15 protein-coding genes are annotated in these 19,289 nt (G+C 29.2%); 11 read left to right on the top strand and 4 right to left on the bottom strand.

The genetic code is table 11. The annotated features are described in order from the left end of the window. Positions 1-5 precede the first annotated feature (5 nt). From bamA to tilS, 10 genes are all read left to right on the top strand, one after another. Positions 6-2,429: an outer membrane protein assembly factor BamA gene (gene bamA, locus VOI34_RS02460; protein WP_331828285.1), complete on the top strand. Its 2,424-nt coding sequence runs from the start codon at positions 6-8 to the stop codon at positions 2,427-2,429. Between the two features lie 78 nt (positions 2,430-2,507). Then, a complete protein-coding gene (locus tag VOI34_RS02455; protein WP_331828284.1) occupies positions 2,508-3,008 on the top strand; it encodes an OmpH family outer membrane protein in 501 nt (166 codons plus the stop codon). A gap of 3 nt (positions 3,009-3,011) precedes the next feature. Next, a complete protein-coding gene (lpxD, locus tag VOI34_RS02450; RefSeq protein WP_331828283.1) occupies positions 3,012-4,043 on the top strand; it encodes a UDP-3-O-(3-hydroxymyristoyl)glucosamine N-acyltransferase in 1,032 nt (343 codons plus the stop codon). A 104-nt stretch (positions 4,044-4,147) separates the two neighbouring features. Next, the gene (gene fabZ / locus VOI34_RS02445; RefSeq protein WP_331828282.1) at positions 4,148-4,600 is read left to right on the top strand and encodes a 3-hydroxyacyl-ACP dehydratase FabZ; all 453 of its coding nucleotides are present in this window, start codon (positions 4,148-4,150) and stop codon (positions 4,598-4,600) included. A 4-nt stretch (positions 4,601-4,604) separates the two neighbouring features. Further along, positions 4,605-5,393: an acyl-ACP--UDP-N-acetylglucosamine O-acyltransferase gene (gene lpxA / locus VOI34_RS02440; RefSeq protein ID WP_331828281.1), complete on the top strand. Its 789-nt coding sequence runs from the start codon at positions 4,605-4,607 to the stop codon at positions 5,391-5,393. A gap of 8 nt (positions 5,394-5,401) precedes the next feature. Beyond that, the gene (lpxB, locus tag VOI34_RS02435) at positions 5,402-6,544 is read left to right on the top strand and encodes a lipid-A-disaccharide synthase (protein ID WP_331828280.1); all 1,143 of its coding nucleotides are present in this window, start codon (positions 5,402-5,404) and stop codon (positions 6,542-6,544) included. 35 nt (positions 6,545-6,579) lie between these two features. Continuing rightward, positions 6,580-7,191 (top strand): ribonuclease HII, encoded by a 612-nt coding sequence (gene rnhB / locus VOI34_RS02430; RefSeq protein ID WP_331828279.1) that lies wholly within the window; start codon positions 6,580-6,582, stop codon positions 7,189-7,191. Positions 7,192-7,241: 50 nt separating this feature from the next. Next, positions 7,242-10,730, top strand: coding sequence for a DNA polymerase III subunit alpha (dnaE, locus tag VOI34_RS02425; protein WP_331828278.1), 3,489 nt, complete (start codon positions 7,242-7,244; stop codon positions 10,728-10,730). Positions 10,731-10,748: 18 nt separating this feature from the next. Next, positions 10,749-11,708, top strand: a complete 960-nt coding sequence (accA, locus tag VOI34_RS02420) for an acetyl-CoA carboxylase carboxyl transferase subunit alpha (protein ID WP_331828277.1) — start codon at positions 10,749-10,751, stop codon at positions 11,706-11,708. 119 nt (positions 11,709-11,827) lie between these two features. Next, complete coding sequence (gene tilS, locus VOI34_RS02415) at positions 11,828-13,360, top strand: tRNA lysidine(34) synthetase TilS (protein ID WP_331828276.1); 1,533 nt, start codon at positions 11,828-11,830, stop codon at positions 13,358-13,360. A 197-nt stretch (positions 13,361-13,557) separates the two neighbouring features. On the opposite strand, the gene VOI34_RS02410 is transcribed toward tilS, so the two are convergent. Beyond that, positions 13,558-15,294: a proline--tRNA ligase gene (locus VOI34_RS02410; protein WP_331828275.1), complete on the bottom strand. Its 1,737-nt coding sequence runs from the start codon at positions 15,292-15,294 to the stop codon at positions 13,558-13,560. A 282-nt stretch (positions 15,295-15,576) separates the two neighbouring features. On the opposite strand from VOI34_RS02410, the gene gmhB reads away from it, so the two are divergent. Further along, a complete protein-coding gene (gene gmhB, locus VOI34_RS02405; RefSeq protein ID WP_331828274.1) occupies positions 15,577-16,131 on the top strand; it encodes a D-glycero-beta-D-manno-heptose 1,7-bisphosphate 7-phosphatase in 555 nt (184 codons plus the stop codon). A gap of 160 nt (positions 16,132-16,291) precedes the next feature. Here gmhB and accC read toward each other — a convergent pair whose 3' ends face one another. The 3 genes from accC to aroQ are packed head-to-tail and all read right to left on the bottom strand — an operon-like array spanning position 16,292 to position 18,596. After that, positions 16,292-17,647 carry an acetyl-CoA carboxylase biotin carboxylase subunit gene (gene accC, locus VOI34_RS02400; RefSeq protein ID WP_331828273.1) on the bottom strand — a complete coding sequence of 452 codons (1,356 nt, stop codon included), beginning with the start codon at positions 17,645-17,647 and terminating at the stop codon, positions 16,292-16,294. Positions 17,648-17,657: 10 nt separating this feature from the next. Further along, a complete protein-coding gene (gene accB, locus VOI34_RS02395) occupies positions 17,658-18,110 on the bottom strand; it encodes an acetyl-CoA carboxylase biotin carboxyl carrier protein (protein ID WP_331828272.1) in 453 nt (150 codons plus the stop codon). Positions 18,111-18,137: 27 nt separating this feature from the next. After that, entirely contained in the window at positions 18,138-18,596 is a 459-nt protein-coding gene (gene aroQ / locus VOI34_RS02390) for a type II 3-dehydroquinate dehydratase (protein WP_331828271.1), read from the bottom strand. Positions 18,597-19,289: the final 693 nt, after the last annotated feature.

Here is a 19,289-nt window from a genome sequence, read left to right as displayed (position 1 = left end):
ATGTGATGAAAAAAATATTTATAGTATTATTACTAATAATTAGTGACATAGCATACAGCGCTGATTGTATCATAAACAAAATTTATTTTGACGGATTAAAAAGAATTTCTTCAGATACAGTATTGTTTAATTTACCTTTAAAAATTGGGGCCATTATTAATGATGAAGATATTGCAAATAGTATTAAAACGCTATTTTCTACAGAACATTTTGAAGAAATTAGTATATCTAACGACGAAACAGGAATAATTATAATTCGGGTAAAAGAACGTCCAATTATTGATAACATTAGTTTTTATGGAAATAAAATAATTAAAGAAGATACAATAAGAAGTATATTACATGAAAAAAAAATACAATTGGGCCAACCGTTTAATGAATTTTATGTTTTTGAAGTAAAAAAAGAATTGGAAAATTTATACCATAATTTTGGTAAATTTACAGCCGCAATCAAAGCTGTAGCTGTACCTCTATCAAGAAACCGAGTTGATTTACAAATAACGTTTACCGAAGGTAAAACCGCTAAAGTTCAACAAATCAATATTTTTGGCAATCACATATTCCATACAAAACAACTTTTGTCACAATTTAAGTTATATAGAAAAATTAAATGGTGGGATATATTATCTAGTCAGAAATATCAAAAACAAAAATTATTTCATGATTTAGACACACTTTATAATTTTTATGTAAACCATGGTTATGCCAAATTCCATATTGATGAAACACAAATTGATCTTACACCAGATAAAAAAAATATTTATTTATCTTTATATATTACTGAAGGAATGCAATATTCGTTTAATTCTTTAGAATTATATGGAAATATATTAGATTATTTCCATAATATTAAGGAATATATTAAAATTTCTTCTGGAGGACTATATAATAATAATCAAATTCAAGAAATAGAATACAAAATACGATATTTGCTAAGCAAACATGGATATATTCAACCTATCATCTCAATAGATCCAAAAATCGATGACAATAATAAAACGATAAAATTATGTATATATGTTGATGTAGGACATCAATTTTATGTACGTGAAATACGTTGTGAAGGTAATAATGTTACTAAAGATGAAGTAATTCGAAGAGAAATACATCAAACAGAACGAATGCAATTAGATTATACTCGCATCATTCAAGATCAAAACCGACTTAAGCGCCTTGGTTATTTTAAAACTGTAAATACTCATATTGAGTATGTTCCAAATATGTTAAATCAAATTGATATTGTTTACAAAGTCGAGGAACACAATACTGGTAATTTAAACTTAAGTGTCGGATTTGGAACAGAGAGCGGTATGAATTTACAGTTTGGAATGTATCAAGAGAATATATTAGGTTCAGGAAATGCTATATCTATTGCCAGTACTAGAAATCACTATCAAACTTATTCTGAAATATCAGCTTTAAAACCTTACTGTAATATTAATAATATTAGCATAGGCGGAAAAATATTTCATAATAATTTAAATACTAATAATACGAGTTTATCAGATTATAATTTAAAAAATTGCGGAATTAATATTAATTATTTATATCCAATTATTAAATACAATACATTTAATATAGGATTAAACTATGCATCTAATCATCTAAGTAAAATAGCCCCTCAAGTAGCAATATATCGTTATCTAACATCTACAAAAATTCATCCAAAAACGACAACCAATAATAAAACCTTTAGTAATACCATTAATTTTAACACAAATGATTTTTTATTAGCCTCAGGATGGACTTTTAACAACACAAATCACGCCTATTTTCCTACAAATGGGATGTATACCAATGTATCCAGCACTTTAGCATTACCTGGTTCTGACAATCAATATTATAAAATTATAATTAATAGCAAAAAATATATACCTCTAGATCAAAATTGTAATTGGATATTAATGAACTCCATACATGCTGGTTATGCAGGAAGTATATATAAAAAAGAAAGTCCCTTTTATGATAATTTTTATGCTGGAGGGATTGGGACAATACGTGGATTTAGACTAAATAGTATAGGTCCAAAAGCCGCTTATTATCATTGTAACTACTCTGAAAAAAACTATGCTATATGTTCAATACAAAATTCTCAGGATTCTATTGGCGGAAATGCAATGACTCTGTTTAAAACTGAGTTAATTATCCCCATTACATTTTTTAATGTACAATACTCTGATATAGCACGTATTTCTCTTTTCTTAGACACAGGTACTGTATGGGATACTTTTTGGAAAAATACGGAAGCAACACAAAGAGCTGGTATTATAGATTATAGTATTCCAAGTAATATTCGTATGTCTGGTGGTATAGCATTAAAATGGATGTCCCCAGTTGGGCCAGTAATTTTTTCTTATTCAAAATTAATAAAAAAATACCTCGGAGATATAGAAGAACCGTTTCAATTTAGTATTGGAAAAACATGGTAAATTTAGATATTGTACAGACACAATAAATATTACATCAAAATAATAAATTTTATATTTTATTAAAATAAGAGGTTTACAGTGAAAAAGTGGACATATATATTGAGTATAATTATTTGGATCATTCAAATTAATCCCGTTGGTGCTGCAAATAAAATTGCAATAGTTAATATTTCCAATATCTTTCAACAATCTTCACAACGCGCAAAAATAATTAAACAACTTGAATATGAATTTAAAGATCGTGCTACCGAATTAGAAAAAATGGAACACGATTTACAAATGAAAATACAAACATTACAACAAGATGGCGCTACTATGAAAGCAATTGAACGTAGTGAATTAGAAAAATCATTAATAAATCAACGTGAAATTTTCTCCAATAAAGCTAAAGAATTTCAACAAGACAACCATTCACGTCAAACAGAAGAAAGAGATAAAATTCTTAATATAATTCATAATGTAGTATCTAATGTGGCTAAAAAAGAGAACTATGACATAGTAATAGATGCTAATGCCATAGTGTATTATAACGCTCATATTACAGATATTACTAATTCCGTAATGAAACAAGTTGGATAAATTATGATTGAAATGCGGTTGTCTGACTTAGCGCTACAGTTAGATGCTAAATTATATGGCGATAAAAATATAATTATTACTGGGGTTGCTTCTATAAATAATGCACAAATAGGACATATAACTTTTTTAAAAGATCAGAGATTTTTAAATCAATTAAGTTCTTGCCGTGCTTCAGCAGTAATATTATCTAAAAATAATTTAGTTTTCTGTAAAATTGCGGCATTGGTAGTAAAAGATCCTTATCTTGCATATATCAAGATTGCACAATTATTGAGTAATACTCCCAAACCAACTAAAAGTATTACATCCGGGGCAACAATTGCCCCAGATGTAATACTAGGGAAAAGAGTAAAAATCGGTGCTAATACAGTTATAGAATCCGGAGTAATTTTAGGTGATGATATAATAATTGGACCTGGTAGTTTCATAGGAAAAAACACTAAAATAGGAACAGGAACCCGGTTGTGGGCTAATGTTACTATATGCCATGAAGTAGAAATTGGTGAATGCTGTTCAATACAATCTGGAACCATAATTGGTTCTGATGGATTTGGATACATTAATAACCATGGTGTTTGGATTAAAATTCCTCATTTAGGAAAAGTAAAAATTGGAAATAACGTAGAAATAGGCGCTTGTACTACCATTGATCGCGGAACATTAGATGATACTACAATTGAAAACGGAGTGATTATTGATAATCAATGTCAAATTGCACATAATGTTATAATTGGCGCGCACACTGCGATAGCAGGCGGCGTTATTATGGCAGGAAGCTTAACTATAGGACGATACTGCATGATAGGTGGAGCTAGTGTTATCAATGGTCATATTAATATTTGTGACAAAGTTACAGTAACTGGGATGGGCATGGTAATGAAACCAATAACACAACCTGGTATTTATTCATCAGGGATTCCTGTTCAGCCAAAGACAATATGGTGGAAAACTGCCGCATTGATCATGCGAATTAGTAATATACATAAACGTATGAAAACCATAGAACAAAAATTAAAAAAACTACTGTGCCTATAACTTTTTTAAGATAATTAGGGCAGTTTATTCTCTATCCTGTTAGGATTAACAGGATAAACGTTATGAATGCGACTTTTTATCTTAAACAGGAATAAAAAATCTTGATGACTAATACTTGTATTTTGCATATTGAAGAAGTTTTAGAACTTTTACCACATCGATTTCCATTTTTATTAGTTGATCGTGTACTAAATTTTGAAAAAGGAAAATTTTTAAGAGCAGTAAAAAATGTTTCTTTTAATGAACCATTTTTTCAAGGTCATTTCCCAGGAAAACCTATTTTCCCTGGAGTATTAATTTTAGAAGCTATGGCTCAAGCTACAGGTATTTTAGCCTTCAAAAGTACAGGTAAATTAGCTCCAGGAGAATTATATTATTTTGCTGCCATCGATTCAGCTCGATTTAAGCGCCCAGTACAACCTGGCGATCAAATGATACTTGATGTTGAATTTATTAAAGAAAGACGTGGTATTGCACGATTTAAAGGCATTGCTACAGTAAATAAAGAAATGGCTTGTGAAGCATCAATGATGTGCGCTCGTAGAAAGGAAATTTAAACTGATGATTAAGCAATCTGCCATTATACATCCTAGTTCTATAATAGAAAAGGGAGCTATCATCCACGATAATGTGTATATTGGGCCATTTTGTTTTATTGGCGCACAAGTTGAAATAGGAGCGCGAACTGTACTAAAATCTCATATTGTAATTAATGGAATCACTCAAATTGGAGAAAACAATCAAATCTATCAATTTGCTTCTCTTGGAGAAGTAAATCAAGATTTAAAATACGCAAAAGAACCCACGCGCATAGAAATCGGTCACTATAACAAAATCAGAGAAAACGTTACTATTCATCGCGGTACTATACAAGGGAAACAAGTTACTAAAATAGGAAATAGTAATTTATTTATGATCAATGTACACATCGCTCACGATTGTATGATAGGAGATCATTGTGTCATGGCCAATAACGTTACTTTAGGCGGTCATGTAAGAGTAGATGATCACACTATTATCGGAGGGATGACCGCAATTCATCAATTTTGCCTCATTGGAACTCATGTTATGATCGGAGGATGTTCTGGCGTAGTTCAAGACATTCCCCCATTCATAATAGCTCAAGGCAATCACGCAACACCTTTCGGATTAAATATTGAAGGATTAAAACGACGAGGTTTCAGCCGTTCTTCCGTACACGCTATTAGAGATGCTTACAAAATACTATATCGCAGTAACAAAACTATTGAATCAGCCAAAATAGCTTTAAAACTATTAGCCATTGAACATCCCATCATCAATAAATTTGTAGATTTTTTAATACATTCTCAAAGAGGAATTATTCGTTAACAATGTCTATGAGCAATCGTACTATTATTATAGGTATAGTAGCAGGAGAAGTTTCTGGAGATATGTTAGGGGCAGGATTAATTCGGGCATTAAGAAAATACCTAAAAAAAGTATGTTTTTTTGGAATTGGTGGTCCTTACATGCAAGCTGCACATATGAAATCTTGGTATAATATGGAAGAATTATCAGTGATGGGATTAGCTGAAATTATTATGAAACTACCACGATTATTACATATTCGTAGAAATTTAATTCGTAGATTTTTTAACTTACAGCCTGATGTTTTTGTGGGTATTGATTCTCCAGATTTTAATATTCCATTAGAAACTCGTTTGAAAAAATATGGAATTCATACAATTCATTATGTTAGTCCATCAGTATGGGCATGGAGAAAAAACCGTATTTTTGCACTTAAAAAAGCAACCGATAATATTTTAACTATTTTTCCATTTGAAAAAAAAATATACGATCATTTTAATATACCATGTCAATTCATTGGACATTCGTTAGCAGATCAAATCCCACTCAATCCAGATAAAATCTCTGCCCGTCAAAAATTAGGAATTCCGAGTGACATATATTGTTTAGCATTATTACCAGGTAGTAGAATCAAAGAAATTAAAATGTTAACTCATGATTTTTTGGAATGCGCTAAATTGTTAAAAAATCATTTTCCCAATCTTGAAATTTTAGTACCATTAGCTAATCAAACATCTATCAAACAATTTATTAAGCTTGCATCAACATCAGTTAAATATCGTATACTAAATAATACAACAAAATGGGAAATAATAATGGCAGCAGATATTTCTTTGGTCACTGCTGGCACAGCAACTTTAGAATGCATGCTAGTCAAATGTCCAATGGTTGTAGCTTATCGCATGCATCCCCTAACATTTATGTTAGCTAAATATTTAATAAATATCCCCTGGATATCATTACCTAATTTATTAGCAGGTTATGAATTAGTAAAAGAATTTATTCAAAACGACTGTCTTCCTAAAAACTTAGCACAAACATTAATTAATTTACTAAATTATGATGACAATCAACGTATGATGTTGCAAAAAAAATTTAAACAATTACATTACAGTATTAAATATAACGCAGATGAACAAGCAGCTCGTGCTGTTTTGAGATTAATTAAGTAACAACAATATTATTGAACACATAGATATAAAAATTTATGACACATCAAAAATACTATTTATCAAAAAAATTAAAATTAATTGCAGGCGTAGATGAAGCAGGATGTGGATCATTAGTTGGGTCAGTAATAGCTGCAGCAGTGATATTACACCCAACACAACCAATTTTTGGATTGGCTGATTCTAAAAAACTAAATAACAATAAGCGACTTAATTTATATAAAAATATTATACAAAATTCATTAGATTGGAGTATTGGATCTTCTAACGCTGCAGAAATTGATCGTTTTAACATTTTACAAGCTCGATTGTTAGCAATGAAGCGAGCAGTACAAAATTTATCTATTAAACCAGATTTGATTTTAATAGATGGAAATCATGCTCCAAAATTTATAGAAACACCTTATCAGTGCTTTAAAAAAGGAGATTCTAAAATCCCAATTATAAGCGCGGCTTCTATTATAGCTAAAGTTACTCGTGATCAAGACATGGTTATGTTAGATATACAATATCCAAAATATGGATTTGCTCAAAACAAAGGATACCCTACTGCTTTTCACCTAAATCAATTAGAATTATATGGTCCTATATCGCATCATCGAAAAAGTTTCGCGCCTATAAAACATAAAATTTTTCACATCAAAAAATAACTTTTATTTAGATAAATCTAACATGTATTATTAATAATAAATTATGAACTATGATAAAACCACGTTTTATTCATTTACATGTACATAGTGATTACTCCATGATTGATGGGTTAGCTACAGTAAATAAATTAATAAAAAGAGCAGCGGTCCTTCAGATGCCTGCATTAGCTCTTACTGATTTTAATAATCTGTTTGGATTCATCAAATTCTATGATTACGCTCATAAAGCAGGCATTAAACCAATTATTGGGGCTGATTTTTTAATACAAGATGGCATCATCAGTGATGAACCCAGTGAACTAACATGTTTAGTAGCCAATAAACAAGGTTATTATAATTTAATTATACTCATTTCAAAAGCATATAAAAACAAAAATAATAATATTACTCCCACAATTAAACGCCATTGGTTCGTAGAACATAATAACGGTTTAATTGTACTTTCTGGAGGACATAAAGGAGATATTGGCAGATATTTGTTAAGAAATGAAAAATCAAAGATAGAACAATGTATATGTTTTTATACAAAATATTTCCCAAATAGATATTATTTAGAATTAACGCGAACTGATCGTCAACATGAAGAATCTTACTTACAATTAGCAATAGAACTATCAAAAATCAAAGGATTGCCGATAGTAGCCACAAACGATGTACGTTTTCTTAATAAAAAAGACTTTTTAGCACATGAAATCCGTGTGGCTATACATAATGGTACCGTACTGGATAAAACTAAAAAATTATGTAAATATAGTACACAGCAATTTATGAAAAATGAACAAGAAATGTGTAAATTATTTGCTGATATACCAGAATCTTTAACAAATAGTGTAGAAATTGCTTACAGATGTAATTTTACTATTAATTTAGATAAATCTTTTTTGCCACAATTTCCTACTGGATCTATGTCTGCTAAAGACTTTCTTATCATGCATGCAGAAAAAGGATTAGAAGAACGCTTGATTTTTTTGTTTCCACAAGCTAAAGAACGTCTTACTAATCGAAAAGCATATGATCTGCGATTAAAACATGAATTGCAAGTAATTAATAATATGGACTTCCCCAGTTATTTTTTAATCGTTATGGAATTTATTAAATGGGCTAAAAATAATGATATTCCAGTCGGGCCCGGAAGAGGATCTGGTGCTAGTTCATTAGTAGCCTACGCTTTAGAAATTACAGAACTTGATCCATTAAAATTTGATTTATTGTTCGAACGTTTTCTTAATCCAGAACGTATATCTATGCCTGATTTAGATATCGATTTTTGTATGGAACGCCGTGATTTAGTAATCGACCATGTTTCAGAAACTTATGGATCAGATTCTGTGTCTCAAATTATTACATTTGGGACCATGGCGGCTAAGGCAGTGGTTCGTGATGTAGGACGTGTATTGGGCCACTCTTATACATTTATTAATCGTATTGCTAAATTAATTCCATTAGAGCCCGGAATAACACTAAAAAAAGCTTTCTCTATCGAACCACAACTTGAATTACTTTATAAGAACAATGAAGATATTAAAACATTAATAGATATGGCTCGTCAATTGGAAGGTATTGTTAGAAATGTTAGCAAACATGCAGGAGGAGTAGTAATTGCGCCAACAAAAATTACCGATTTTTCTCCTTTATATTATGACAATGACAATATGCGCTCAATGACTCAATTTGATAAAGATGACATTGAACGTATTGGTTTAATAAAATTTGATTTTCTTGGTTTACGTACTTTAACTATTATTAATCGTGCATTAAAAATGATTAATAATACATATCTTAAACATAATCTCGCTGCTATTGACATATACTCAATATCATTACATGATCAAAAAAGCTTCCACATGCTTCAATCCTCAGAAACTACTGCAATATTTCAGTTAGAATCACACGGTATAAAAGAATTAATTAAACAATTAAAACCAGACTGTTTTGAAGATTTAATAGCATTAATTGCATTATTTCGACCTGGTCCATTACAATCAGGTATGGTAGATAATTTTATTAACAGAAAACACGGATATGAAACTATTTCTTATCCCGATTCTAAATGGCAACATGAATCTCTACGTCCAGTATTAGAGTCAACTTACGGAATTATTCTATATCAAGAACAAGTAATGCAAATAGCACAAGTATTATCAGGTTATACGCTAGGACAAGCAGATATACTAAGACGTGCCATTGGTAAAAAAAAACCAGAAGATATGGCTAAACAACGTTCTTTTTTTAATTTAGGTGCTATAAAAAATGGGGTTGATACTTCATTATCAATGAAGATTTTTGATCTTGTAGAAAAATTTGCTGGTTATGGATTTAATAAATCTCATTCTGCTGCATATGCTTTAATATCTTATCAAACATTATGGTTAAAAACACACTATCCTTCTGAATTTATGGCAGCAGCATTAAGTTCTGATATGGACAATTTAAATAAAATAGTTCATCTAATAAGTGAATGTAAAAAAATGACCCTCGTAATTTTACCACCAAATATCAATTCAAGTCAATATTATTTTTACGTCAATGAAAATAAAGAAATTGTCTATGGATTCGGAGCCATAAAAGGCATAGGAAAAACTTCTATAGAGGCAATAATAACATCTCGTAAACAAGGTGGTAAGTTTAAAGGATTATTTGATTTCTGCATTCGTGTCGATAATACAAAAATAAATCATCGTATAATTGAAAAATTAATTCTCTCTGGAGCCTTTGATTCTTTTGGAATACATCGCTCAAAACTAATAGCGTCCCTTAATGACGTATTAAAACGCGTTAATCAAGATATTAAAAATAAATATAGCGGACAAACAGATATATTCGAAATATGTTTAGATACAAGTACTAAAATAGTATCTACATATAATAAAACCATACTACAATGGTCTAATCAACTATTATTAGAAAAAGAAAAAGAAGCTCTAGGGTTATATTTAACTAATCATCCTACTGTTCAATACATAAAAATAATACAACACTGTATACCTGATACCATCAAGATAAAAGATGCTATACTAGAAAAAACCAACAAAGTCATACATGTTTTTGGTTTGATTATATCAATACGAACAAAATTAAACAAACGAGGTAAACATACTATATTTTGTATTATAGAAGATTATTCAGGTCGATCAGAAATAGTGATATTTGAAAAATTAATTAATAAATATCAATATTGTTTAAAAGAAAATAATTTTTTATTTGTTACGGGAATAATCAGTATTGATAAGATACACAGTTACTATAAAATAATCGCGCACAGATTAAAAGACATAAATGATATTTATAAAAAAAACGCACGCAGTTTGTCTATTATATTAAACAACAAACAAGTTGATAACCAATTATTAACTAATATCCGTATTTTTTTAGAAAAAAATAAATTTGGAACTTTACCAATATATTTTTTTTATCAAAAAAATGGTATGCAAATAAGATTACATTGTGGGAAAACATGGTATATTACCTTGACTAATCAATTACTAAATGATCTACGTAATCTTATTGGAGATGAACAAGTCAAATTAGAATTATATTAATTTAACAACAGGAATTTTATGGGTTTAAATTTTCTTGATTTTGAAAAACCTATCCTAGATTTAGAAGAAAAAATTAATTCTTTAGCATCGATAGCACATCCACATAAAAAATTAGAAATAAATATAAATGAAGAGATTAATCGTCTTCGTTCAAAAAAAATCGATCTTACTCAAAAAATTTTTTCTAACTTAAATTCTTGGCAAATCGCCCAACTAGCACGACATCCAAAACGTCCATATACTTTAGATTATATAGAACGCGTATTTAATGATTTTGACGAATTATCTGGTGATCGAGTATATGCAGATGATAAAGCTATTATAGGAGGAATAGCAAGACTAGATTCTCGTCCAGTCATGATTATTGGACATCAAAAAGGGCGCGATACTAAAGAAAAAATTAAACGAAACTTTGGTATGCCCGCCCCAGAAGGATATCGAAAAGCACTACGTATTATGAAAATGGCAGAACGATTTAAAATTCCCCTTATTACTTTTATTGACACTCCAGGTGCCTATCCTGGAATAGGCGCAGAAAAACGCGGTCAGTCTGCAGCAATAGCTAAAAACTTACGTACAATGTCGATATTAAAAATACCAATTATCTGTACTGTAATCGGAGAGGGTGGGTCCGGAGGGGCTTTAGCCATAAGTATTGGAGATAAAGTTAATATGTTACAGTATAGTACATATTCTGTAATATCTCCAGAAGGATGCGCATCGATTTTATGGAAAAATGTTAAAAAAGCCCCTATTGCTGCTGAAGCAATGGGTATTACTGCTTTCCGACTGAAAGAACTTAAACTGATTGACAATGTGATCCCTGAACCATTAGGCGGGGCACATAGAGATATACTCACTACATCTATTTCATTAAAAACACAATTATTATTAGATTTAACTGAATTAGATTCTTTTAAAGAAAAAGATTTATTAAATCGACGATATAACAGATTGATGCATTACGGGTATTGTTAATTTTTAATAATATCCGTAATGCATATAAATTATCTATCAAATATTTAATATTTGATAGATCTACATTATTACAATTATTAAACTATCACTACTTTATATAATCAATATTAATAAAAATCATGTTTGCAATAAATAAGTTTACAGAAGGTTATGAGTTATACCATAAAGTAACTAATTGTCTTATAGGACATAAAAAATTGCTGTTATCTTACAGTGGCGGCCTAGATTCTACAGTACTTCTAGATATTTTAACAACATTAAAAAACAATACTAACAACTTAATATCGTCTCCATTAATTTTTCGAGCAATTTATGTACATCATGGTATTAGTAACTATGCCGATAATTGGGCCAATCATTGCTCTGAACAATGTAAAAGACGAAACATACCTTTTTCTATAATTTATATTAATTATTATAATTCAAAAAATAAACAACGAAATATAGAAGAATTAGCGCGAAATCTTCGTTATAAAAACCTATATAATCATTTAAATTCAGAAGAAACACTTTTAACTGCACATCACATGAATGACCAAGTAGAAAGTTTATTCCTTGCATTAAAAAGAGGAAGTGGCCCAGCTGGATTAAGTGGGATAACCAAAAATGCTTTATATGCTAATAAGCATAAATTATTAAGGCCTTTATTAGATTGTTCTCGTGAACAATTAGAAATATATGCTCATAAAAAGAATCTTACTTGGGTTGAAGACGACACTAATACAGATATACGTTTTGACCGTAATTTTTTACGCACAAAAATTTTACCATCATTATATCAACGTTGGCCTTGTTTTAATCAAGTTGTTGCTCGTACTGCACAGTTATGCAGAGACCAAGAAAATTTATTAAATGAATTTTTGTCAGAATTTTTGCAGAAATTAATTGATATATCAGATGATTCTTTATTATTTAGACCATTATTCCAATGTAGTATACCAAAAAGACAAGCTTTACTACGTCGTTGGTTGGCTAATTTTTCTATAAAAATGCCTTCTTATCAACTTATAAATCGCATCTGGAAAGAAGTAGTATTAAGCCGAAGAGATTCGGCTCCAATATTACAATTAGATACATGCTTATGTCGTCGTTTTCGGGAAAAGTTATATATTTTACCAATAAGTATGAAATCTTCTTTAAATAGAATTAAACTATCTTGGAAAATAATACATAACACAATATCATTACCGAATAACTTAGGCATGTTAATATATCAACCATTAGAATTTAATGAATCTTTATCTAAAGATATATTAGATCCTAACTTAAATATAAATTTTCCATTAAACACTTCTAATATTCCTAAAAACTCTAAAAGAATATTAACACATTGTTTTATTCGAGCTCCAAAATCTGACGAAAAAATATCAATTATTTTTGGACATGTAGATGGATTATTGCATATCATAGGTAGAAATCGTGGTCGGAGCTTAAAAAAAATTTGGCAAGAATTAAAAATACCTCCATGGTTAAGAAGTCGTATTCCTTTATTGTTTTATAATAAAATCTTAATTACCGCCATAGGGGTATTTATTACCAAAAACGGGAGGATCACAAACGAAAATAATATATCATGGAAAATATCTTGGTTACAAGAAGATATTGTCTCTTATAAAATTTTCAGAAATAGTATTAATTACTATCTTAAATAAGATGGATTATGATTCATTACAACAGAAATAATAAATCCTACTAGTATAAGAATACAAAAACTTATTTATTTTTTAATACATAAATTACCCGATATTGACTAAATTACCACTATCATAGATAACATACATGTTTTTAACATTACTAAAATCTAATTTTTATGTAAATACTGCTTTCTTATTAAGTCTTCATAAAACATTCATAAGTAAACAATTTTTTTGACCAAATATTGTACTAATGTTTCAAGTTTAATTTTTTTTATCTCATTTTTTTTACGATATTTATATTCTACTTCCTGATTAGCTAAACAACGATCACTAATAATGATAATATGTGGTATTCCAATCAAGTCTATATCAGCAAACATTGTTCCTGGATATTCCTTGCGATCATCAACTAATATATCCATCCCTATAAAAAATAAAAGTTGCTTATAAATTTTTTCTGTAATATTTCTTACATTAACAGAGCGATACATATCAATTGGTATGATAGCTAATCTGAATGGAGCTATAGCTTCCGGCCATAAAATTCCGTTTTTATCATGATTTTGTTCGATAATCACAGCAATAATTCGAGTAATCCCTATTCCGTAACAACCCATTTCTGCTATTAAATTATGTTTATTATTTTTTTTTATATAACTAAGCCCTAATTTTGAGTATTTTTGTCCTAATTGAAAAATATGTCCTATCTCAATACAGTTATGAACTAATAACATATTATTATCATTAACATATAAATTATTGTGCAACACTTCATGTAAATCTGCTACTCTTGGGAGAGGTATATCACGATTCCAATTAACTCCAAAAAAATATTTACCGCTCATATCAGATCCAGCAACAAAATCACTCATTACAGCTACATTATAATCTACAATATATGGTATAGATAAATTAATAGGCCCCAACAAATTGGGATGTGCCCCGGTAAGTACATGAATATCTTTTAGATGAACACAAGATAAAGGAACTGATATTTCTGGAATCATCGCAATTTTTTTATAACTAATCTGATGATCAGCTCGAATTACTAATCCTAACAAAGAACAAGAATTATTTATATATTTATTCTTAACACGTACAATTATCGTTTTCACAACTTGATGTATAGACAAATTAAATTGATTGATTAATTCTTCTACAGAACTAACATGAGGAGCTTCTATTAATCGCATGGTTTCTATCGATATTTTTGGCTGTATCTTAATAGGAGAAGCGTTATTCTTTAACTTAAAATCACCCGAATTGTCAAGTATTATGGGTACTGCTACGTTATCTTCACCATTTTCAGAATATGCCTGAAACTCATGAGATAATATTCCTCCGATCTTACCGGATTCAGCCTGAACAACACAAAAATTTAATCCAATCCGATTAAAAATAGTATGATATATTTCATACATGTTATTATATGTACTTTGAAGAGATTCTTGACTTACATGAAAAGAATATCCATCTTTCATAATAAATTCTCTAGCACGTAGTATTCCAGCTCTAGGGCGCGCTTCATCTCTATATTTAGTATGAATTTGATATACATTTAGTGGAAACTGTTTATAAAACATTATTTCTTTACAAATAATTTCAGAAATCATTTCTTCATGAGTTGGACCTAATACAAATTCTCGATTATTACGATTTTTAAAACGTAACAATTCTGTACCATACTCTATCCAACGACCACTTTTTTTCCATAATTTTGCAGGTTGCACTATCGGCATAGATATTTCAATGGCACCAATTTTATTCATTTCTTCTCGAATGATATTTTCTATTCTTCGTAATACACGTAGACCGGTTGGTAACCAAGTATAAAGACCAGATGATACTTGACGGATTAACCCAGCTCGTAACATTAATTGATGACTAATTGCTTTGCAACTTTTAGGAGCTTCTTTAAGAGTAGCTAACAAATATTGACTGGTACGCATGATCATTGCCTAATATAAAAGATTTTATTATTATTATTATTAATAACAACAGACAATAAAAAAATAATATATTTATATATACTATGACGTTTGGTTACAAAATTTCACTATTTTATAAAATAAATATAACAATATACTTATAATAAAATATTTGTATACCATGTCATTCATTAATCTAAAGTAGAATACATAATTATACGTTAGAATTAGAATAATATAAATTTTTTAACGATATTTATTAAACACACATCTGTAACTACAAAATATATATAAAACACAAAGATGAATAATGCTATATTTATGGACCGAGATGGTACAATTAATCTAGATAAACATTATGTGCATAACATTAATAATTTTCATTTTATTGAAAATGTTATAGATGCAATGATAACTTTAAAAAGAATGAATTTTTTTTTAATTATAGTTACTAATCAATCTGGAATAGCACGGGGTTTATTTACTAAAAACGATTTTTTATTGTTAACAAAATGGATGATTTTTTGTCTGGAATTATACCATGTACACATAGATGCTATTTACTTTTGCCCACACCATTCAAAAGGAATAATAAAAAAATTTAAACAAACCTGTTTATGCCGCAAGCCTAACCCAGGCATGTTATTAGATGCAAAACAACGTTTCAATATCAATATGACTAATTCTTATATGGTAGGAGATACTGAAAATGATATGTTAGCAGGACAAGCAGCAGGTATTGGGACTAACGTATTAGTATGCAGCGGAAAAGAAACAACAAAAAGATCTAAGAATATAGCAACCTGGATTATAAAAAGCTTAGCATTCCTACCAAATATGATAAAGATACAAAAATAATATAACCTGTTTTATAATCTGCTTTTAGCATTCTATTTGATTTATTTAATTATATTATTATTCCCCTATATTTTAATTTTGACGCGGCGCACCCTCTCTTATTTAGAATTAAAACCAATAATTACCTATACAAGACAAAAGTCATCCCATATATTTTAATCTATATATTGAATTTATTTTCTAAATAACGAATGTTCATATTATTACCTTTTTGAAAGGATTCATCAGTCACAATCTTTAATTGTAATTCAATATTAGTATTAATACCATCAATAATCAATTCTAATAATGCATTTTTCATACGAGCAACGGCTATATCACGTGTTTCTCCAAAACAAATTAATTTTCCTATCATTGAATCATAATAAGACGGCACTGAATATCCAGAATAAATATGAGATTCCCAACGTACACCTAACCCTCCAGGCGCATGAAACCTAGTAATACGTCCCGAACTAGGTATAAAACTATGAGAATCCTCAGCATTTATACGACATTCTATAGCATGTCCTACAGACTTAATAGTATGTTGTTTAATATCTAATGCATATCCAGAAGCAATTTTTAATTGCTCTTTAATGAGATCTATTCCGGTAACCATTTCTGTAATCGGATGCTCAACTTGAATACGAGTATTCATTTCTATAAAAAAGAATTCACCATTTTCATATAAAAATTCAAATGTGCCTACCCCACGATATCCAATATCGTAACAAACCTGCACGCAACTTTCTCCTATACATTGCCGCATTTCAGAGCTAATACCTAATGCAGGAGTTTCTTCTACTATTTTTTGACGTCTTCTTTGTATAGAACAATCACGTTCTGTAAAATAAATTATATTTCCTTTACCATCAGATAAAATCTGTATCTCTATGTGCCTTGGATTTTCCAAATATTGCTCTATATAAATAGTATCATTATTAAACATATTTTTTGATTCCAATCGCATCATACGTATAGCATCTTGTAAATCTGATTCTTTTCTAACCACACACATACCACGGCCTCCTCCTCCATGAGCAGATTTTATAATAATTGGATAATTAATATGTAAGTTCTGATATGAAAAATTAGAAACGTTGCCATTTATATTTTTATTAAGTTCATAACTCCAACCTGGAACCGTCATTATCCCTGATTTTTTCATAATATCTATGGCAGATATTTTATTTCCCATTAAACGGATAGTTTCTGAGCATGGTCCAATAAAAACAAAACCAGAGCGTTCTACCTGTTCTGCAAAGTTAGCGTCTTCTGACAAAAATCCATAACCAGGATGAATTCCTGATGACCCAGTAATTTCTGCAGCTGAAATAATAGCTGGAATGTTTAAATAACTATGAATTGCAGGCGGAGGGCCTATGCAAACAGTTTCATCTGCTAAAAGCACATGTTTTAAATCGCGATCTACAGTTGAATATACAGCTACTGTCTTTATTCCTAATTCTTTACACGCACGCAAAATACGTAATGCTATTTCCCCTCGATTTGCAATGACAATTTTCTCTAACATTCTATTCTCATTATTCGATGATAAGTAACGGTTCATTAAATTCAACTGGTTGCCCATTATCAAGTAAAATTGCTTTTACTATACCTGATTTATCTGATTGAATTTGATTCATAACTTTCATAGCTTCAACAATGCATAAAGTATCTCCAACTTTAACTGTCTGTCCTATTGATATAAACGGATCAGAATCTGGGCTAGGAGTAATATAAAAAATACCTACCATTGGAGAACGTATAACATGTCCACTGTCTATTAATTTAATATCTTTATAGTGCGTTTCTATATTTGAAGTACATATTGGGTTTTCTGAATTCTTTGTGATAGGTAAACACGTTGAAGAAGATGATATATTGGACACAGAGCGAGTAATACGTACTATTTTATTTCCTTCATAAACCTCTAATTTAGAAACATTAGATGATTCAATCAATGCGATTAATTTTTTAATTTTACGAATATCCATAACAAACCTAAACCTATGTTTGATATATTACTTATTAATTTTTTTAGACAAATATTTATACGCCATATGTAAAGCAAAATGGTATCCATGTACTCCAAACCCACAAATTACCCCAAGAGCAATATCAGATAAATATGAACGATATCGGAATTTTTCTCTTGTATATATATTGGAAAGATGAATCTCTATAAAAGCAATGTCTACGGACAAAATTGCATCTCGTAACGCTATACTAGTATGAGTAAAAGCTGCAGGATTAATTATTATAAAATCTGCATTATTATAACTGTTATGTATATAATTAATTAATTCATGTTCTGCATTAGATTGAAAATGGTCCATATGCATACCTAAAGAATCAGATGTTTTATACAAACTTATAATAATATCCGATAAGGTTTCATCACCATACATGCGTGGTTCACGCGTACCTAATAAATTTAAATTGGGTCCATTTATTAACAAAATACGAAATTTACTTATCATTACACTCACGTATCCTCATTAAATATAAATATAAAATATACTATCATCACTAATAAAATTAATTATATTATACGTAACTTGCAATTAATGTTTATTCATATGATATAAAATAATTTTTCAGTTATTCATAAAATATTACTATAAAAACAATTACTATTTATATAATCAAATAATTTTTTGATCTGCTGTATTACAAGGTAGAAGACTAACAACACTAACAAACACATGATCGGATCATCATTTTTTAACTTTTTATTAAATTATAATGATAATTATTGTATAATTATATGACATGAAGAAAGCTTATTCTTTTGAACCCCACTATTATAATCTCAAGTGATAATATTTTCAATATATACGTACAATCGTTGTTTTATCCTAATTACAGTTAATATATATAAAATAATATTAATACACTATTGTAAATATTATGCAGCATAATTTACAATATATATGTAAAATTATATTTATAATGTAGTCTATTTACATCATATATAATATAGAGTATTTCAATATAATTAAAATATTATCATATTATTTAAATAGATAAAAAATTGAATAATATGTTATACCTCTAGTATAAAAACCATAAATATATTTATCAGTATTGTATGGCTATTTTGTTTTCATCATTCTTCAAGAGGATCTGTGCAAATGGATAATTTAAAAAAACTTAATAATATTATTTGTAAT

Origin of the sequence: Candidatus Blochmannia sp. SNP, from assembly GCF_036549215.1 — a bacterium.
In the GTDB taxonomy this organism is placed as follows: domain Bacteria; phylum Pseudomonadota; class Gammaproteobacteria; order Enterobacterales; family Enterobacteriaceae; genus Blochmanniella.
The sequence above is the reverse complement of the archived record's forward strand: the minus strand, read 5'-3'. Positions and strand labels throughout refer to the sequence as shown.